Origin of the sequence: Mizugakiibacter sediminis, from assembly GCF_000953855.2 — a bacterium.
GTDB classification, from domain to species: domain Bacteria; phylum Pseudomonadota; class Gammaproteobacteria; order Xanthomonadales; family Rhodanobacteraceae; genus Mizugakiibacter; species Mizugakiibacter sediminis.
The window spans coordinates 15,743-33,720 of record NZ_DF970150.1; the positions used below are offsets into that span (position 1 = coordinate 15,743).

The following is a 17,978-nucleotide window of genomic DNA, read 5'->3' on the forward strand; positions in this document are numbered from 1 at the left end:
CGGGCGCCGCCGGGCTTGCTAGCCTAGGCATCCCGACCCTGGAGCGCCCATGGACGAGTCCCGCGACCCCGGCTTCCTGCCGCACGACGCGCCGCTGCGCGCCGACGTGCACCGCCTCGGTGCGATGGTCGGCGACATGCTCGCCGAGCAGATCGACCAGGCCTTCCTCGACGAGGTCGAAGCGGTGCGCCGCGCCGCGATCCGCCGCCGCGAGGCCGGCGAGCCGCCGGAGATACTGGCGACCCGCCTGCGCGATCTCGCCCCGCAGCACGCCACCGCGCTGACCCGCGCGTTCTCCGCCTACTTCCAGATGGTCAACATCGCCGAGCGCGTGCACCGCATCCGCCGCCGCCGCGACTACCAGCGCGCCGGCGCGGCGCCTCAGCCGGACGGTCTGCACGACGTGCTGCTGCGCCTGCGCGAGGCCGGCGTCGGCCTCGACGAACTGCGCGCCTGGCTGCCGCGCATCGCCGTCGAGCCGGTGTTCACCGCGCATCCCACCGAGGCGGTGCGCCGCTCGCTGCTGGAGAAGGAGCAGGTGATGGTGCGCTGCCTGGTCGCCGACCTCGACGGCCAGCTGACACCCGGCGAGCGCGCCGTGCAGCTCGCGCACCTGCGCACCGCGCTGACCGCGAGCTGGCAGACCGCCGAGGCCTCGCCGGTGCGTCCGGACGTGCAGGACGAGATCGACCACCTCGGCTTCTATCTCGCCGACGTGCTGTACCGCGTGCTGCCGGTGTTCTACGAAACGCTGGAGACCGCGCTGCGCGAGGTCTACGGCGACGGCCTCGAGCTGCCGGTGCTGCTGCGCTTCGGCTCGTGGGTGGGCGGCGACATGGACGGCAATCCCAACGTCGATGCCGGCACCATCGCCGCCACGCTGCGCGCGCAACGCGCGCTGGTGCTGGAGCGCTACGCCGCCGACCTCGCCGCGCTGGGGCGGCTGCTCAGCCAGTCGCGCGGGCGCGCCGAGGTCGACGCGGCGATCGACGCCCGCATCGCCGACTACCGCGCGCGCCTGCCGGAAGCGTTCGAGGCGATCCGCCCGCGCCATCGCGACATGCCCTACCGCGTGCTGCTGGCGCTGATGCAGGCGCGGCTGCGCGCCACCGCCGCCGGCGAGCTGCGCGGCTACGCGTGCGCCGACGATTTCGTCGCCGACCTCGCGCTGATCGCCGCCAGCCTGCGCGCGCACAAGGGTGTGCACGCCGGCTGGTTCGGCGTGCGCAGGCTGCTGTGGCGCGCGCGCACCTTCGGTTTCCATCTCGCCTGCCTGGACGTGCGCCAGGACGCGCGCGTGCACGCCCAGGCGCTGGCCGTGGCGCTGGACGATGCCGACTGGGAGATGCGCGACGCCGCGGAACAGGCGCACCGGCTGGCGCCGTTCGCCGCCGGCGCAGCGACGCTGCCGGCGGCGCAGGACGCGGTCGGCGCGCGGCTCGACGCGGTGTTCACTACGCTCGGCGAAGCGCGCGCCGCGCACGGCGACGCGGGGCAGGGGCTGTACATCATCAGCATGGCGCACAGCGCCGCCGACGTGCTGGCGGTGCTGGCGCTGGCGCGCCGCGCCGGCCTCGGCGCCGGCGGCGCGGTGCCGCTGGACGTGGCGCCGCTGCTGGAGACCATCGACGACCTCGAGCGCGGCCCGGCGATCCTCGGCGCGCTGCTGGCCGATCCGGTCTACCGCGCGCACCTCGCCGCGCGCGGCGACGTGCAGACGGTGATGCTCGGCTACTCCGACAGCGGCAAGGACGGCGGCATCGTCGCCTCGCGCTGGGCGTTGCAGCGCGCGCAGGTGGAATTGCTGGAGGTGGCGCGCGCCGCCGGCGTGCGGCTGGCGTTCTTCCACGGCCGCGGCGGCTCGATCAGCCGGGGCGGCGGCAAGACATCGCGCGCCGTGCTGGCCTCGCCGCGCGGCAGCGTCGGCGGCCGGCTGCGCGTGACCGAACAGGGCGAGGTGATCCACCGCAAGTACGGCATCCGCGCGCTGGCGCTGCGCACGCTGGAGCAGACCGTCGGCGCGGTGTTGCTGGCGAGCCTGCGCCCGCGCGCAGCGGACGCGCGCGAGGGCGGCTGGCGCGAGGCGATGCGCGTCGCCGCCGGGGCCGGCCGCGAAGCCTACCGCGCGCTGCTGGAGGACGACGGCTTCGTCGCCTACTTCCGTGCCGCCACGCCGATCGACGTGATCGAGCGCATGACGCTGGGCTCGCGCCCGCCGCGTCGCGGCGCCGCCGACGGCGGCATCGACAGCCTGCGCGCGATCCCGTGGGTGTTCGCCTGGACGCAGAACCGCGCCGGCCTGACCGGCTGGTACGGCGTCGGCCGCGCGCTCGAGCGCGCCGCCGCCGCGGTCGGCGAGGCGCGGCTGCAGGAGATGGCGCGCGCCTGGCCGTTCTTCCGCACGCTGCTGGACGACGTCGAGATGATGCTGGCGAAGAGCGACCTCGCCATCGCCGAGCGCTTCTCGCAGCTGGCCGGCGACCTGCACGCGCGCTTCTTCCCGCGCATTGCCGAGGAGTTCGCCCGCACCGTCGACTGGATCGCGCGCCTGAAGGGCACGCGCACGTTGCTGGCCGAGGACCCGCGCCTCGCGTTGTCGATCCGCCTGCGCAATCCCTACGTCGATCCGATGAGCCTGATCCAGGCCGACCTGCTGGCGCGCTGGCGCGCCACGCAGCGCCGGGACGAGGCGCTGTTCGCCGCGCTGGTCGCCACCGTCAACGGCATTGCGCAAGGTCTGCAGAACACCGGTTGAGGTGCCCGCATCGCCGCGCGCTTCTCGTCTCCCTCTGCCCCGCGGGAGAGGCTGGGGCGAGGGGGCGTCCGCAGGACGGCCGTCTCTTCGCGGCAAGCCCGAAGCGCATGCCGCGGTCGTCTGCACGCAGGCTCCTGCAAAACACGCTTGGCGGGGGCGTGCGTACAGGCGACTTCGCCCGCGGCTCAGGCCTCGAGTTCTTCCCAGCGCCGATAGCAGGCGTCCAGTTCCGCCTGCAGCGCGGCCAGCGCCTCGTTGGCGGCGACGATCGCCGAGGCGTCCTGGCGGAAGAACGCGGGATCGTGCATTGCCGCGCTGCGCGCGGCGAGCTCCGTTTCCAGCGCCTCGATGCGCACCGGCAACTGTTCCAGCTCGCGCGCGTCCTTGTAGCTCAGCTTGCGGCGCGCGGGCGCGGAAACCGCGGCGGGTGCGGCCGACGCGACCGTCCCTCTCTCGCCGTCATTGCGGCGAACGCCGGCATCCGGCGCCTTCGCGGACGGCGATTCGCGAACCGGCGTCGCCGCCGCCGGCCGCTGCCGCAGCCAGTCGCTGTAGCCGCCGACGTATTCGCCGACCTGGCCGTCGCCCTCCAGCGCCAGCGTGCCGGTCGCCACGTTGTCGAGGAACTCGCGGTCGTGCGAGACCAGCAGCAGCGTGCCGCGATAGGCGCCGAGCAGTTCCTCCAGCAGTTCCAGCGTCTCCACGTCGAGGTCGTTGGTCGGCTCGTCCATCACCAGCAGGTTGGACGGCCTGGCGAACAGCCGCGCCAGCAGCAGGCGGTTGCGCTCGCCGCCGGACAGGCGCGTGATCGGCGCGCGCGCGCGTTCCGGCGTGAACAGGAAATCCTGCAGGTAGCCCATGATGTGCTTGCGCTGGCCGTCCAGCTCGATGTACTCGCGGCCCTCGGCGACGTTGTCCAGCGCGCTGCGCGTGTCGTCGAGCTGCGCGCGGTGCTGGTCGAAGTAGGCGATCTCCAGCCCCGTGCCGAGCTTCACCTCGCCCGTTTGCGGCGCCAGTTCGCCCAGCAGCAGCCGCAGCAGCGTGGTCTTGCCGGCGCCGTTCGGGCCGATGATGCCGATGCGGTCGCCGCGCAGGATGGTGGTGGAGAAATTCCGCACCAGCGTGCGCCCGCCCACCGCGTAAGTCACGTCGCGCGCTTCGATCACCTTGCGGCCGGAGGCCTGCGCGTCGGCCAGCGTCATGCGCGCGGTGCCTTCCTGCTCGCGGCGCGCGGCGCGCTCGCGGCGCAGCGCTTCCAGCGCGCGCACGCGGCCCTCGTTGCGCGTGCGCCGCGCCTTGATGCCCTGGCGGATCCACACCTCTTCCTGCGCCAGCTTCTTGTCGAACAGCGCGTTGGCCTGCGCCTCGGCGTGCGCCCGCTCCTCGCGCCGGCGCAGGTAGTTGGCGTAGTCGCCGGGCCAACTGGTCAGCGCGCCGCGGTCGATCTCGACGATGCGCGTGGCGAGCTGGCGCAGGAAGCGGCGGTCGTGGGTGACGAACACCAGGCTGCCCTCGTACTGGCGCAGGAATTCCTGCAGCCAGTCGATCGCCTCGATGTCGAGATGGTTGGTCGGCTCGTCCAGCAGCAGCAGGTCGGGCGCGCACGCCAGCGCCTGCGCCAGCAGCACGCGGCGCTTCATGCCGCCGGACAGCTTCGCGAAATCGGCGTCGCCGTCCAGCTCGAGGCGCGCCAGCACCTGCGTCACGCTCCGGTCGAGATCCCAGCCGTGGCCGGCCTCGATGCGCGCCTGCGTCGCGGCCATCGCCGCGGTGTCGCCGTGCGCGATCGCGCGGTGGTAGGCGGCGAGCAGCGCGCCGGCGTCGCCGAGGCCGGCCGCGACCACCTCGAACACGCTGCCGGCGACGTCGTGCGGCACCTCCTGCGCCAGCCGCGCGATGCGCACGCCCGCGCCGACGCGGCGCTCGCCGTCGTCCGGCGCGATCTCGCCGGCGAGCAGGCGCAGCAGCGTCGACTTGCCGGCGCCGTTGCGGCCGACCACGCAGACGCGCTCGTTCGGCTCGATCGTCAGATCGACGCCGTCGAGCAGCGGCGGACCGCCGACGCCGAGGTCGACGTTGAGGAGCTGGATCAGGGGCATCCGGCCATTCTAGCGGGCGAGGCTTTGAAAGCCCTTTTTCGGAAGGCGGGAAGGTTTTGAAAGATTCATTGCCAATTCTTTCAAAGCTGACTAGAGTCGGCACCCGGGCGACGGCCGCGTGGGGACAGATGCTGGTGGATGCAGCGGACTTTCGATCAGCCGAAGCCGGTCGTTTGGTACGCACGCCACAGGGGGTGCTGGCTTTCGTGCCGGCACCGCTGCCGCCAGCGCTCTCTTTCGACCAAGCGCTGGTGCTGGCGCTGTCGCGTGCCGATACGGCGCTCAGCGAGCTTTCCGGCATCGGGCGGCAGTTGCCGAATCCGCATCTGCTCATCGCGCCCTATCTGCGCCGCGAGGCTGTGTTGTCCTCGCGCATCGAAGGCACCCAGGCCAGCATCAGCGACCTGCTCGCCGACGAGGCGGGGCAGGCGCCGCAGGCGCCCGCGGACGACGTGCTGGAAGTGCGCAACTACGTGACCGCGCTGGAGTACGGTGTCGAACGCTTGCGGAGCCTGCCGCTCTCGCTGCGCCTCGTGCGCGAACTGCACGCCAAGCTGATGCACGGCGTGCGCGGGGAGCGCGCCACGCCCGGGGAGTTCCGCCGCAGCCAGAACTGGATCGGCCCGCCCGGCAGCACGCTGGCGACGGCCACTTACGTGCCGCCGCCGCCCGAAGAGATGAAGCAGGCGCTGGGCGAATGGGAGCGCTTCCTGCATCGCCGCGACGACCTGCCCGACCTGGTGCAGTGCGCGCTGATGCACGAGCACTTCGAGGCCATCCATCCCTTTCTCGACGGCAACGGCCGCGTCGGTCGCCTGCTGATCACGCTGTTCCTGATCGAACGCGAGCGGCTGAGCCAGCCGTTGCTGTACCTGTCCGAATACATCGAGCGCGAGCGCAGCGACTACTACGCCTGTCTGCAGCGCATCCGCACGCATGGCGACTGGGCCGGCTGGCTGCACTATTTCCTCGCCGGCGTGCGCTGGAGCGCGCGGCGCGCGACACGCCAGGCGCGCGACCTGATGGATCTGCGCGAGCGCATGCGGCGCAAGGTGGCGCAATCGCCCCGTGCGCTGGCGCTGGTGGACGAGCTGTTCGTCAACCCGCACATCAACGCGGCGCGGGTGAAAGCGTTGCTGCGCGTATCCGACCCCACCGCGCGCGCCGCGCTGGCCGACCTGGAAAAGGCCGGCTTGATCCACGAGACCAGCGGCCGGCAGTGGGGCCGACAGTACCTCGCGCGCGGCGTCCTGCGCGCCATCGAGAAGCCGGCCGAAGACGAACATGACTGACAGGAACACCCCGCATGCCTGAACTGAACTGGCTGGGCGACGCCAAGGCGCGCAAGGCCGCCGCGCGCGTGCCGTACCGGCTGCTGGAGCCGGTGGCGCAGATCGGCGACCCGGCGGCGGAGAACCTGCTGGTGCAGGGCGACAACCTCGATGCGCTGAAGAGCCTGCTGCCGCTGTACGCCGGCCGCGTGAAGTGTGTCTTCATCGACCCGCCGTACAACACGAAAAGCGCGTTCGAGCATTACGACGACAACCTCGAACACAGCCAGTGGCTGTCGATGATGTATCCGCGCCTGGTGCTGCTGCGCGACCTGCTGGCCGAGGACGGCTCGATCTGGGTGACCATCGACGACAACGAGGCGCACTACCTCAAGGTGTTGATGGACGAGGTGTTCGGGCGAAGAAACTTCATCGGCAACGTGGTCTGGCAGAAAAAATACACGATTTCAAATGACGCAACGCTCATCTCTGATACACACGATCACGTATTAATTTTTGCGAAGGCTAAGGAGCATGCGTCGTTCAACCTTCTGCCTAGAACTGAGAGGATGAATGCGAGGTTCCGTAATCCGGACAACCACCCCAAGGGGCCTTGGAAGGCAACACCTTTGCATGCACGAAGTGGCACTAGCCGAGAGTCTTATCGGTTTCGCAATGGTGTCGTGTGGGAGCCGCCGGTTGGAACTTTTCGCCGATATTCTGATGCCACTATGGCGAAACTTGAAGACGACAACGCCATCTGGTTTGGCAGGGATGGCCGCGCCACACCTGCACGGAAGACGTTTCTGTCAGAGTTGACTCGCTCGGGGACCGTTCCGAGTACCGTTTGGTTGCACGATGATGTAGGCAGTAATCATGAGGCACGCGACGAAGTTCGCCGCTTGAATCCTAATGATCCATTTACCTCGCCAAAACCAGAGCGGCTTTTGCACAGAATCATTCACATCGCCACCAATCCCGGCGACCTCGTCCTCGACAGCTTCCTCGGCTCCGGCACCACCGCCGCCGTTGCGCACAAGATGGGCCGGCGCTGGATCGGCATCGAGATGGGCGAGCATGCGCGCACGCACTGCCTGCCGCGCCTGACCAAGGTGGTCGAAGGGGAGCAGGGCGGCATCTCGCAGGCGGTCGGCTGGCAGGGCGGCGGCGGCTTCCGCTTCGCGCGCCTCGGCGAGCCGGTGTTCGATGCCGACGGCCGCATCAACCCGGCCGTGCGTTTCGCGCCGCTGGCGGCGTACCTGTGGTTCGCCGAGACGCGCGAGCCGCACGCCAGCGGCATGTTCGACTCGCCGCTGCTCGGCGTGCATGGCGATACCGCGATCGCGCTGCTCTACAACGGCATCCTCGGCGACCGCCGGCCGCAGGGCGGCAACGTGCTGACGCGCGCGGTGTGGGACGGCCTGCGTGCGCTGCGGCCCGATCACGCCGGGCCGTGGATCGTCTACGGCGAGGCCTGCCGGCTCGCTCCGGCCACGCTGAAGCGCTGCGGCATCGCGTTCAAGCAGATTCCCTACGACATCCGGGTGCGCTGACATGGCGTTGGAGCTGAAGAAGTACCAGGACGACGCGCTCGGCGCGCTGGACGCCTTCCTCGCCGCCGCGCGCGGCCAGCGCACGCGCGAGGACATGCAGGCCGCATTCGACGCCGCGCGCCGCGCGGCGCTGGGCGAGCACGCGCCGGTGCTGCCCTACCGGCCGTTCAGCGACGAGGCACCGGAGATTCCCATCGCCTGCCTGCGCGTACCCACCGGCGGCGGCAAGACGCTGATGGCGGCGCACGCCATCGAGCGCGCGGCGCGCGGCTACGTCGGCAGCGCCGCGCCGCTGGCGCTGTGGCTGGTGCCGAGCAACGCCATCCGCACGCAGACCCTGCAGGCGCTGAAGACGCCCGGCCATCCGTACCGCGAGGCGCTGCTGGGCTACTGGCCGGCCGATCGCCTGACCGTGCTCGACATTGCCGACTGCGAGCAGCTGCGCGCACAGGACTTCGGCAGCCGCGCCATCGTCGTGGTCGGCACGCTGCAGACGCTGCGCGTGGAGAACACCACCGGCCGCGAGGTCTATGCCTACAAGGAGGCGTTCGAGCCGCACTTCGCCACGGCGCCGGATGCGGATTTCTTCGAGCGCGTGAACGAACGCGATCTGGAGGCGCAGCCGTATCTCTCGCGCGCCGATCTCGGCAAGGTCAAGCGCAGCTTCGCCAACCTGCTGGCCTGGCACCGCCCCATCGTGATCATGGACGAGGCGCACAACGCGCAGTCGGCGCTGTCGGTGGAGGTGCTCAAGCGCATCCGTCCGGCCTGCGTGATCGAGTGGACGGCCACACCGGCGCGCGACCAGAACCTGCTGTACCACGTCTCGGCGCAGGAGCTTAAGTCCGAGCACATGATCAAACTGCCGATCGTGCTGGCGCCGCACCCGAACTGGCGGGAGGCCGTGCGCGATGCGGTACTGACGCGCCAAAAACTCGCCGAAGAGGCGCAGGCCGAGCGGGATTACCTGCGCCCGATCGTGCTGTTCCAGGCCGACCAGCGCGGCAGCGAGGTTGGCGTCGAAGTGCTCAAGGCCCACCTGATGGAATCGCTGCACATCGAGGAGCGGCGCATCGCTCTCGCCACCGGCAGCCAGCGCGAACTGGATGGTGTGGACCTGTTCGACCGCAATTGCCCCGTCGATTTCGTCATCACGGTGGAGGCCCTGAAGGAAGGTTGGGACTGCTCCTTCGCCTACGTGTTCTGCACCGTGCAGAACATCCGCTCGGCCAGGGACATGGAACAGTTGCTGGGCCGAGTGCTGCGCATGCCGTATGCGCAGCGCCGGCAGTCCGAAAAATTGAACCGCGCCTACGCGCACGTGGTCGGCGCAGGGACCGCGCAGGTCGCCAACCGGCTGGCCGACCGGCTGGTGGCGATGGGCTTCGAGGAAATGGAAGTCGCGCAGTTCGTGCGGCCTTCGCTGGACGCCGACCTGTTCGCGCCGCGACCGGCGACGCCGCGCGTGGTCGAATCGGTGTTCGAGCTGGCGCCCGAGGCTGCGCGCGCGGTGGCGGCCGTTCTGCCCACGCACGCGAGGGTGGAGGAGGTCGGTGCCGTCGCCCAGGTGACGCTCAGCGGACCGATCGCGCCAGAGGTCATCGCACAGGCCGTCGCTGCGGTGCCGAAGCGCGAACGCGAACAGCTCGAACGTGAGCTGGAGCGCCACCGGGTGCGCGCGCTGGTCGCCGCCGCGCCCAGCGAACGCGGCGAGGCGTTCGCGCCGATCCCGCAGTTGATCGTGCCGCTGCAGGGCGATCTGGTGCTGTACGAACCGGAACTGCTGGCGGAGTTCGCCGATTTCTCGCTGGCCGAACTGCCCGCCGATCTGCCCGATTTCCGGCGTGCCGAATCGCGGCATCCGTACCTGATCGACGTGGAGCGCGGACATCTGCGCATCCGCGAGGACGAGGCGCAGTATGCGCTCGACATCGACTCGGCCAGCGAAGGCATCCGCCGCGAGGACCTGATGCGCGCGCTGGACCGCCGTCTGCGCAGCGCAGCGGTCCTGCAGCCGGACATGATCGCCTGGTTGGGGCGCATGCTGGATGGTCTCGCTGCGCGCGGTTTCGAGCTGGCCTATCTGGCGCGCCATTTCAACGACCTGGCCGATGCGGCGGCGCGCCGCGTCGCGGATCTGCTGAAAGGGCAGCGGCGCGCGGCGTTCCAGCAGTCGTTGTTGCCGGGATCGGGCCAGGCTCGTCTGGACGCCCATTTCGTGTTCCGCTTCGATCCCGGCAACTATCCTGCGCGCTGGTGGTACGAGCATGGCCGCTACGAGTTCCGCAAGCACTACTATCCGGTGCCCGGCGAGTTGAAGTCCGACATCGACGCCGAGGAGACCGCCTGTGCGGTGGAACTCGACCGGCTGGAACAGGTGAAGGTTTGGGTGCGCAATCTGGACAGGCAGCCGCAGGCCTCGTTCTGGCTGCCGACCTCGACCGATCGCTTCTATCCGGATTTCGTCGCGGAACTGACCGATGGCCGTCTGTTCGCCATCGAGTACAAGGGCGAGCATCTCGAGAGCAACGACGACTCACGCGAGAAGCGCGATATCGGCAAGGTGTGGGCGGCGGCCAGCAATGGGCGTTGCGTGTTCGCCATGGTGACCGACGCGGCCACGGCGGGGAAGTCGGTAAAGGCGCAGTTGTTGGAGGCCATGGGCGCATGAGGCCCCAAGGACAGGCATGACTGCATTCCGCTGCACCGCGAAGCTGTTGAAGGCGATGAAGGCCAGGCCCGAACCGCGGCCGCGGCCGGCAGGCAATCGACTGGGTGAATGGACGGCCAACCTGATCCGCGTGTCGCGCATCCAGTTGGTGATCGCCGTGAACGAGCCGACCCGCCTCGGCGTCGTGCTCGACGCCGCGCCCTATGCCGCGATACCCGAGCGCTTCGGTCATGCGCTGTTCCAAGCGCTGATCGAGATCGGCATCCACCCGGATGCGGCCGCGGAGGAAGTCGAGGCGATGTGGCCGATGGAGATCGCGGCGAGTTCTTCACGGTCGGTACTGGGCACGCTGAACCAGTACGCCGTCGAGGTGGATTGCGATTTGCGCTACCGCAAGGCGAATTCGGCGGCGGGATTGACGCGCAGGCTGGCGGAAACCATCGTGCTCAGCCCGAAAGACATCGTTTTTCCGGCGGATCGCGCACGCGAAGCATTCGGGTTGCCGCCGCTCGACCGGCGCCGGTTGCCGATGAGTACGCCGCCGCCTGTAGTATCGCTGCACTGAGGCACGCGAAAGATGGAGCCGGCGGTGCGGCTCGTATTCGACTCCGCTGGAGCGTCGATGGCGGACGGTTGCCTTTCGCGCCACCGCTACGGCCCTAGTTATACGCAATACATACTTGATTGCGTATAACTCGGCTTTCAACGTCGGCTGCGGACCCGCACAACCAGCGACATCGGTCATGCAGCGATCTTTCCCATTGTCCGCCTCCGCCCAGGCGGCCTACGCACAGTTGCTGGACGCCGCGCATGGGGCAGAACTGGCGCGCTCGGTAGCCGATCTGCCCGGCACGTTTGCCCGCAAACAGGTGAAGGGACGCACTTACTGGTACTACCAGTATCTGGACGTGTCAGGCCGCAAGCGCCAGATCTATGTCGGCCCGGAAAGCGAACGGGTGCGGGCGCTGGTGGAGGCACGCGCGGGGAGGGGGGGCGAAACCCGCGTTGCAGGCGCTAGCGCGGTCGGCAGTGGCGTTGGGCAATGCGCCGATGCTGCAGCGGCATTTCAAGGTAGTACAACGCTTGGCGGACTACGGCTTCTTTCGTGCGGGCGGCATGCTGATCGGTACGCACGCATTCCTGACGTTCGGCAACATGCTCGGAGTGCGGTGGAGAGATGCGCAACGCACGCAAGACGTGGATTTCGCACACGCGGGCGAGGCGCTCACGATCGCACTGCCGGCGGACATCGCGATCGACGTCCACGCCGCATTGGAGTCGCTGCAGATGGGATTGCTTCCGATCGAACACGCCGATGGCGGGACCGGCGGCACTTACCTGGATCCACGCGATCCGGAATTCCAGATTGACTTCCTGACGCCCCTGCATCGCGGCGGCAGCAAGCCGTTCCTGCATCCGCAGCTTGGAATCAAACTGCAGCCGCTCGAGTTCATGGAGTACTTGCTGCAGGAGGCGCAGCAGGCGGTCGCGTTTACGGCCGGCGGCGCGGCGGTGGTGAACGTCCCGGATCCGGCGCGTTACGCGCTGCACAAGCTGGTGGTGGCGGGTGAGCGCCCGGCCTCGCGCAGCGCCAAGTCGAGCAAGGACGTACAGCAGGCGGCTGCGTTGCTGGAGCTTCTGCAGGAACAGGCGCCGGCGCAGATCGAGGCCGCATGGGCCGACATCAGCAACCGCGGTCCCGGCTGGACTGCTCGACTCAAGAGTGGGCGCGCAGCGCTGGCTCGCACGGCGCCGGAGCTCAAGCCGCCGCGGTTGCTGCTACTTCCTGGAGAGCGGTGAACCAAAACACGACGGGCCGCGCGAGGCGGCCCGTCGTCGTTGCGAGTCGGTGTTGGCCGATTACTTCAGGCCGGCATCCTTGCGCAGCGCCTCGGCGCGATCGGTCTTCTCCCAGGAGAACGCGGTGAAGCGCTCGCCGTTGGGCAGTTCGACCTCGTACGGCTGACGGCCGAAATGGCCGTAGGCGGCGGTGGCCTGGTACATCGGGTGGATCAGGTCGAGCATCTTGATGATGCCGTACGGACGCAGGTCGAAGTGGCGGCGGATCAGCTTCTCGATCTTGTCGTCGCTCAGCTTGCCGGTGCCGAAGGTGGTGACCGAGATCGAGGTCGGCTCGGCCACGCCGATGGCGTAGCTCACCTGCACCTCGCAGCGGTCGGCGATGCCGGCGGCGACGATGTTCTTCGCCACGTAGCGCGCCGCGTAGGCCGCCGAGCGGTCGACCTTGGACGGATCCTTGCCGGAGAACGCGCCGCCGCCGTGGCGGGCCCAGCCGCCGTAGGTGTCGACGATGATCTTGCGGCCGGTCAGGCCGCAGTCGCCCACCGGACCGCCGATCACGAACTTGCCGGTCGGGTTGATGTGGTACTTGGTGCCCTTGTGCAGCCACTTCGCCGGCAGCACCGGCTTGACGATCTCCTCCATCACGCCTTCGATCAGGTCCTTGTGCTTGACCGAGGGGTCGTGCTGCGTCGACAGCACCACGGCGTCGATGGCGACCGCCTTGCCGTTCTCGTAGCGCAGCGTGACCTGGCTCTTCGCGTCCGGGCGCAGCCACGGCAGCGGCGAGTTCTTCTTCTTGCGCACCTTGGCCTGGCGTTCGACCAGCCTGTGCGAGTAGTAGATCGCCGCCGGCATGAAGTCCTTGGTCTCGCTGGTGGCGTAGCCGAACATCAGGCCCTGGTCGCCGGCGCCCTGCTCCTCGGGTTTCTTGCGATCGACGCCCTGGTTGATGTCGGGCGACTGCTTGCCGATCAGGTTCAGCACGCCGCAGGTCTCGCCGTCGAAGCCGACGGTGGAGCTGTTGTAGCCGATGTCGAGGATCACCTTGCGGGTCAGCGCCTCCAGGTCCACCCAGGCGCTGGTGGTGACTTCGCCGGCGACGATCGCCACGCCGGTCTTCACCAGCGTCTCGCAGGCCACACGCGCGCGCTTGTCCTGCGTGAGGATGGCGTCCAGCACGGCGTCGGAAATCTGGTCGGCGACCTTGTCCGGATGGCCTTCGGAGACCGATTCGGAGGTGAAGAGGTAGCTGCTCATCGGCGGTTATATCCTTCGATCCGGATAGATGGATGAAAAACGAAGGGCGCATGATACCGGGAACGCGCCGGCGCTGCAGCAGACCGGGGCAGGCGACGCAGGCTGGCGGGCCTGCGGTTCAGGAACGCGACACCCCGCGTCGCGGCGAGCGCGCCAGCAGGCGCCGCTCGACCAGCGCATACAGCAGCCAGGCCGCGGCCAGGCTGAGCGCGGCGGACAGCGGGATGCGCTGCCAGGCCGGCAGGTCGGTGCCCAGCAACGCGCGCACGATCGGCCAGTGCACCAGGTACAGGCTGTAGGACAGCCGCCCCAGCCACACCGCCGGTGGCCATGCGAACAGACGCTCGAGCGGATGCGCACCCGGCGCCAGCAGGCCGGCGATCAGCAACGTGCCGGCCAGCTCGGCGAGGGTCAGGCCGACGCCGTAGGTCCAGGGGGCCTGGCTGGACAGCTTGTGCGCCGCCAGCAGCAGGGCGAACAGGCCCAGCGCCGCCGCCCACGGCGCCGCGCGCCGCGCCGCCTCGCCCTGCAGCAGCGCGGCGCCGCGCCGGCTGGCCGCGGCGATCGCCAGCCCGGCGCCGATCAGGAAGCCGAAGGCGCAGGTTTCCGTCGCGTAGTAGAGGTAGTGCTGCGGCTGCGGCTGCGCGCGGTGCATCGCCACCGCGAGCGGCCGCCACGCCGCCGAGGCGAGGATGCCGACGACGGCCAGCGCCGCCAGCCCGCGCCAACGGCCGAGCCGCCAGGCTCCCCACAGCAGCAGCGGCCACAGGAAGTAGAACTGCTCCTCCACCGCCAGCGACCAGGTGTGGCCGAGCGCGCTGGGGCTGTCGAAGGCGATGAGAGTCCAGTTGCTGATGTAGGAGGCGGAGAAGATCACCTCGTACACGCTGGGTTCGAGCTGCGCGAGGCCGCCCAGCGCGACGTTCAGCGCGAGGAACCCCGACAGGGTCAGCAGCAGCGGCGGGAACAGGCGCTCGAAGCGGCGCACGTAGAACGCGCCGAAGCGGATGGTGTCCTCGGCGAGCAGGCGTTCCAGCAGCAGCGAGGTGATCAGGAACCCGCTCAGCACGAAGAACAGGCGCACGCCGACGAAGCCGCCCCAGAAGCCGGGCGTTTCCGCGTTGTAGAGCGCGACCAGCACGATCGCCAGCGCGCGCACGCCGTCCAGCGCCGGCGTGTAGCGCAGCGCGAAGGCGGGCGGCGCGCGGGTGGCGGGCGCGCGCGTGTCGGCGTCGGCAGGAGCCCCCATCCGCGCAGCATACGCCGGCGGCGTTGCGGCGGGCAGCGGGGCGTCGCCGCGCGCGCCGCACAGCGTCGTTTCCTTGGCAGCAGCCTGCGTGCAGGCGACCCGAGCGCGCATCAGGCCGCGCGCGCACAGCCCGCTTCCAGCGCGTCGAAATAATCGCGGGTCAGGCGCAACTGCTCGGCCGCGCTCTCGGCGCGGTTGACCACCGCGCGGAAGGCGGCGTTCTCGGCGCGGTCCTTGGCGTACCAGCCGAGGTGCTTGCGCGCGATGCGCACGCCCTGGTGCTCGCCGTAGAACGCGTACAGGTGTTCCAGGTGGCCGAGCAGGATGTCGCGCACCTCGGCGGGACCGGGCTCGGGCAGCAGTTCGCCGGTGGCGAGGTAGTGGGCGATCTCGCGGAAGATCCACGGCCGGCCCTGCGCGGCGCGGCCGATCAGCAGCGCGTCGGCGCGCGTGTGCGCGAGCACCTGCCGCGCCTTCTGCGGCGTGTCGACGTCGCCGTTGGCGCAGACCGGAATGCGCACCGCCGCCTTCACCGCGGCGATGGTGTCGTACTCGGCCTCGCCCTCGTAGCGGTCGGCGCGCGTGCGCCCGTGCACCGCCAGCGCGGCGATGCCGGCGTCCTCGGCGATGTGCGCGATGGCGAGCGCGTTGCGGTGCTCGCGGTCCCAGCCGGTGCGGATCTTCAGCGTCACCGGCACGTCCACCGCCTTCACCACCGCGGCGAGGATGCGCGCCACCAGCGGCTCGTCCTGCAGCAGCGCCGAGCCGGCCCAGACGTTGCACACCTTCTTCGCCGGGCAGCCCATGTTGATGTCGACGATCTGCGCGCCGTGGTCGACGTTGTAGCGCGCCGCCTCGGCCAGCATCGCCGGGTCGTAGCCGGCGATCTGCACGCTGACCGGCGCCGGTTCGTCGACGTGGTCCATGCGCCGCAGCGACTTCGCCGTGCGCCACAGGCGCGGGTCGGCGGTGGTCATCTCGGACACGGCCCAGCCGGCGCCCAGCCGCTTGCACAGCAGGCGGAACGGCTTGTCGGTGACGCCGGCCATCGGGGCCAGCGCCAGCGGCGGGTCGAGCGTGTACGGGCCGATGCGCATCCGGCCATTGTAGCGGCGCCATGTTCGCTTGCCGGGCAGGAAGGGTTCTGCTGTGATGCCGGCATGGGCCGCATCCTGCTCGCGCTGGCGGCGCTGCTCGGGACGCTGCCGTGGACTTCCGCGGCGGCGAGGGCCGGCGGCGTGCTGCTGCTGCGCGTCGACGGCCCGATCAGCCCGGCCAGCGCCGACTACGTGCGCCGCGGCCTGGACGAAGCCGCGGAAACCAACGCGGCGGCGGTGGTGCTGGAACTCGACACGCCGGGCGGGCTCGACGCCGCCATGCGGCGGATCATCAAGGCGATCCTCGCCTCGCCGGTGCCGGTGATCGGCTACGTCGCACCGTCCGGTTCGCGCGCCGCCAGCGCCGGCACCTACATCCTCTACGCCTGCCACGTCGCCGCGATGGCGCCGGCTACCAACCTCGGCGCGGCGACGCCGGTGTCGCTGTTCGGCGGCGGCCCACGGCCCGGCGAGGACGCCGGCAAACCCGCAAAACCGTCCAGCGCGGGCGCGGAGGCCGCCACCCCCGCGGACGCCGAGTCGCGCAAGGTGCTGAACGACGCGGTGGCCTACATCCGCGCGCTCGCCCTGCAGCGTGGGCGCAACGCCGACTGGGCCGAGCAGGCGGTGCGCGGCGCCGCCAGCCTGCCGGCTGAAGAAGCGTTGCGGTTGCACGTGATCGACTTCGTCGCCGCCGACCTGGCCGCGCTGCTGGACCGCGTCGACGGCCGCCGCGTGCAGACCGCGGCGGGCGAGCGCGTGCTGCATACGCGCGGCGTCACGCCGGTCGAGCGCGCGCCGGACTGGCGCACGCGCTTCCTCGACGTGATCGCCAATCCTTCCGTCGCCTACATCCTGCTGCTGGTCGGCATCTACGGCCTGCTGCTGGAAGGCTACAACCCCGGCGCGGTGCTGCCGGGCGTGGTCGGCGCGATCGCCCTGTTGCTGGCGCTGTACGCGCTGCAGCTGCTGCCGGTCAATTTCGCCGGACTGGGGCTGATCGCGCTGGGCGTGCTGCTGATCGTCGCCGAGACCTTCGTGCCGGCGTATGGTTCGCTCGGCATCGGCGGCGTGGTCGCCTTCGTGATCGGATCGGTGGTGCTGATGGACACGGGCGTACCCGGTTACGGCATTCCGCTGCATCTGCTGGTCGGCGTCAGCCTGGCCGCGGCGCTGGTCGTCGCCGGGATCGGCTGGCTGGCGCTGCGCACGCGTCGCCGTCCGGTGGTCAGCGGCCGCGAGCAGATGGTCGGCAGCGTCGGCGAAGCGGTGGAGGCGTTCGCCGAACGCGGTCTGGTGCACGTGCACGGCGAACGTTGGCAGGCGCTGACCGACGCACCGCTGCAGGCCGGCCAGGCGGTGCGCGTGCTCGGCATCGAGGGCCTGACGCTGCGCGTCACGCCGCTCGAACGAACCCCGGAAGGAGGTGCGTGATGTTCTCCACGTTTGCTGTCGTCGTCGTCATCCTGCTCGCGCTCGTGCTCGGCTCGCTGAAGGTGCTGCGCGAATACGAACGCGCGGTGGTGTTCACCTTCGGCCGTTTCCACGGCGTCAAGGGCCCGGGCATCGTCGTGATCGTGCCGGTGGCGCAGCAGATGGTGCGCGTCTCGCTGCGCACGGTGGTGCACGACGTGCCGCCGCAGGACGTGATCTCGCGCGACAACGTCTCGGTCAAGGTCAATGCGGTGATCTACTTCCGCATCATCGACCCTGAAAAGGCGGTGATCCAGGTCGAGAACGCGCACGAGGCCACCAGCCAGATCGCGCAGACCACGCTGCGCTCGGTGCTCGGCCAGCACGAGCTGGACGAGATGCTGGCCGAGCGCGACAAGCTCAACCGCGACATCCAGCGCATCCTCGACCAGCACACCGATGCCTGGGGCATCAAGGTCGCCAACGTCGAGATCAAGCAGGTCGACCTCGACGAGGGCATGATCCGCGCGATCGCCAAGCAGGCCGAAGCCGAGCGCCAGCGCCGCGCCAAGGTGATCAACGCCGAAGGCGAACTGCAGGCGTCGGAGAAGCTGATGCAGGCGGCGCGGGTGATGCAGCAGCAGCCGCAGACGCTGCAATTGCGCTACCTGCAGACCCTGGTCGAGGTGGCCGGCGACCGCGCCTCGACGATCGTCTTCCCGCTGCCGATGGACCTGATCGAGCCGCTGCTGCGCAAGCCCAAGGCCGACTAGCCACCGCGCCGCCGGCGCGTGCCAGCCGGCAGGGCGG

At 70.0% G+C, this 17,978-nt stretch carries 12 protein-coding genes; 8 read left to right on the plus strand and 4 right to left on the minus strand.

The window, feature by feature from the left end; all coding sequences use genetic code 11:
* Positions 1 to 49: 49 nt before the first annotated feature.
* Positions 50 to 2,755 (plus strand): phosphoenolpyruvate carboxylase, encoded by a 2,706-nt coding sequence (ppc, locus tag MBSD_RS01980; protein ID WP_062534566.1) that lies wholly within the window; start codon positions 50 to 52, stop codon positions 2,753 to 2,755.
* Positions 2,756 to 2,940: 185 nt separating this feature from the next.
* Here ppc and MBSD_RS01985 read toward each other — a convergent pair whose 3' ends face one another.
* Positions 2,941 to 4,854, minus strand: coding sequence for an ATP-binding cassette domain-containing protein (locus MBSD_RS01985; RefSeq protein WP_062534568.1), 1,914 nt, complete (start codon positions 4,852 to 4,854; stop codon positions 2,941 to 2,943).
* 206 nt (positions 4,855 to 5,060) lie between these two features.
* Between MBSD_RS01985 and MBSD_RS01990 the strand changes: the two genes are divergently transcribed.
* The 5 genes from MBSD_RS01990 to MBSD_RS02010 all read left to right on the plus strand — a co-directional run bounded on the left by MBSD_RS01990 (position 5,061) and on the right by MBSD_RS02010 (position 12,149).
* Positions 5,061 to 6,146, plus strand: coding sequence for a Fic family protein (locus tag MBSD_RS01990; protein WP_237071724.1), 1,086 nt, complete (start codon positions 5,061 to 5,063; stop codon positions 6,144 to 6,146).
* 14 nt (positions 6,147 to 6,160) lie between these two features.
* Complete coding sequence (locus tag MBSD_RS01995) at positions 6,161 to 7,678, plus strand: site-specific DNA-methyltransferase (protein ID WP_062534571.1); 1,518 nt, start codon at positions 6,161 to 6,163, stop codon at positions 7,676 to 7,678.
* 1 nt (position 7,679) lies between these two features.
* A complete protein-coding gene (locus tag MBSD_RS02000) occupies positions 7,680 to 10,349 on the plus strand; it encodes a DEAD/DEAH box helicase (RefSeq protein ID WP_062534573.1) in 2,670 nt (889 codons plus the stop codon).
* Between the two features lie 16 nt (positions 10,350 to 10,365).
* Positions 10,366 to 10,914, plus strand: a complete 549-nt coding sequence (locus tag MBSD_RS02005) for a DUF6933 domain-containing protein (protein WP_062534575.1) — start codon at positions 10,366 to 10,368, stop codon at positions 10,912 to 10,914.
* Positions 10,915 to 11,399: 485 nt separating this feature from the next.
* Positions 11,400 to 12,149: a GSU2403 family nucleotidyltransferase fold protein gene (locus MBSD_RS02010; RefSeq protein ID WP_201797441.1), complete on the plus strand. Its 750-nt coding sequence runs from the start codon at positions 11,400 to 11,402 to the stop codon at positions 12,147 to 12,149.
* A gap of 60 nt (positions 12,150 to 12,209) precedes the next feature.
* Here MBSD_RS02010 and metK read toward each other — a convergent pair whose 3' ends face one another.
* The 3 genes from metK to dusB form a co-directional block, all read right to left on the minus strand.
* The gene (gene metK / locus MBSD_RS02015; protein WP_062534577.1) at positions 12,210 to 13,409 is read right to left on the minus strand and encodes a methionine adenosyltransferase; all 1,200 of its coding nucleotides are present in this window, start codon (positions 13,407 to 13,409) and stop codon (positions 12,210 to 12,212) included.
* A gap of 118 nt (positions 13,410 to 13,527) precedes the next feature.
* On the minus strand, positions 13,528 to 14,769 hold the full coding sequence (locus MBSD_RS02020; RefSeq protein WP_082306422.1) for an acyltransferase family protein: 1,242 nt from the start codon (positions 14,767 to 14,769) through the stop codon (positions 13,528 to 13,530).
* On the minus strand, positions 14,769 to 15,755 hold the full coding sequence (dusB, locus tag MBSD_RS02025; RefSeq protein ID WP_062534582.1) for a tRNA dihydrouridine synthase DusB: 987 nt from the start codon (positions 15,753 to 15,755) through the stop codon (positions 14,769 to 14,771). Before dusB ends, MBSD_RS02020 begins: the two co-directional genes overlap by 1 nt.
* A 63-nt stretch (positions 15,756 to 15,818) precedes the next feature.
* Between dusB and MBSD_RS02030 the strand changes: the two genes are divergently transcribed.
* Both MBSD_RS02030 and MBSD_RS02035 read left to right on the plus strand, forming a co-directional pair.
* On the plus strand, positions 15,819 to 17,189 hold the full coding sequence (locus MBSD_RS02030; RefSeq protein ID WP_062534584.1) for an NfeD family protein: 1,371 nt from the start codon (positions 15,819 to 15,821) through the stop codon (positions 17,187 to 17,189).
* A complete protein-coding gene (locus MBSD_RS02035; RefSeq protein ID WP_062534586.1) occupies positions 17,189 to 17,941 on the plus strand; it encodes a slipin family protein in 753 nt (250 codons plus the stop codon). Before MBSD_RS02030 ends, MBSD_RS02035 begins: the two co-directional genes overlap by 1 nt.
* The last annotated feature ends 37 nt before the right edge of the window (positions 17,942 to 17,978 follow it).

Bases quoted from the DNA above. Each gene is read 5' to 3' on its own strand.
- ppc (WP_062534566.1), top strand. From the start codon at position 50: ATGGACGAGTCCCGCGACCCCGGCTTCCTGCCGCACGACGCGCCGCTG.
- MBSD_RS01985 (WP_062534568.1), bottom strand. From the start codon at position 4,854: ATGCCCCTGATCCAGCTCCTCAACGTCGACCTCGGCGTCGGCGGTCCG.
- MBSD_RS01995 (WP_062534571.1), top strand. From the start codon at position 6,161: ATGCCTGAACTGAACTGGCTGGGCGACGCCAAGGCGCGCAAGGCCGCC.
- MBSD_RS02000 (WP_062534573.1), top strand. From the start codon at position 7,680: ATGGCGTTGGAGCTGAAGAAGTACCAGGACGACGCGCTCGGCGCGCTG.
- MBSD_RS02005 (WP_062534575.1), top strand. From the start codon at position 10,366: ATGACTGCATTCCGCTGCACCGCGAAGCTGTTGAAGGCGATGAAGGCC.
- MBSD_RS02010 (WP_201797441.1), top strand. From the start codon at position 11,400: ATGCTGCAGCGGCATTTCAAGGTAGTACAACGCTTGGCGGACTACGGC.
- metK (WP_062534577.1), bottom strand. From the start codon at position 13,409: ATGAGCAGCTACCTCTTCACCTCCGAATCGGTCTCCGAAGGCCATCCG.
- MBSD_RS02020 (WP_082306422.1), bottom strand. From the start codon at position 14,769: ATGCGCGCTCGGGTCGCCTGCACGCAGGCTGCTGCCAAGGAAACGACG.
- dusB (WP_062534582.1), bottom strand. From the start codon at position 15,755: ATGCGCATCGGCCCGTACACGCTCGACCCGCCGCTGGCGCTGGCCCCG.
- MBSD_RS02030 (WP_062534584.1), top strand. From the start codon at position 15,819: ATGGGCCGCATCCTGCTCGCGCTGGCGGCGCTGCTCGGGACGCTGCCG.
- MBSD_RS02035 (WP_062534586.1), top strand. From the start codon at position 17,189: ATGTTCTCCACGTTTGCTGTCGTCGTCGTCATCCTGCTCGCGCTCGTG.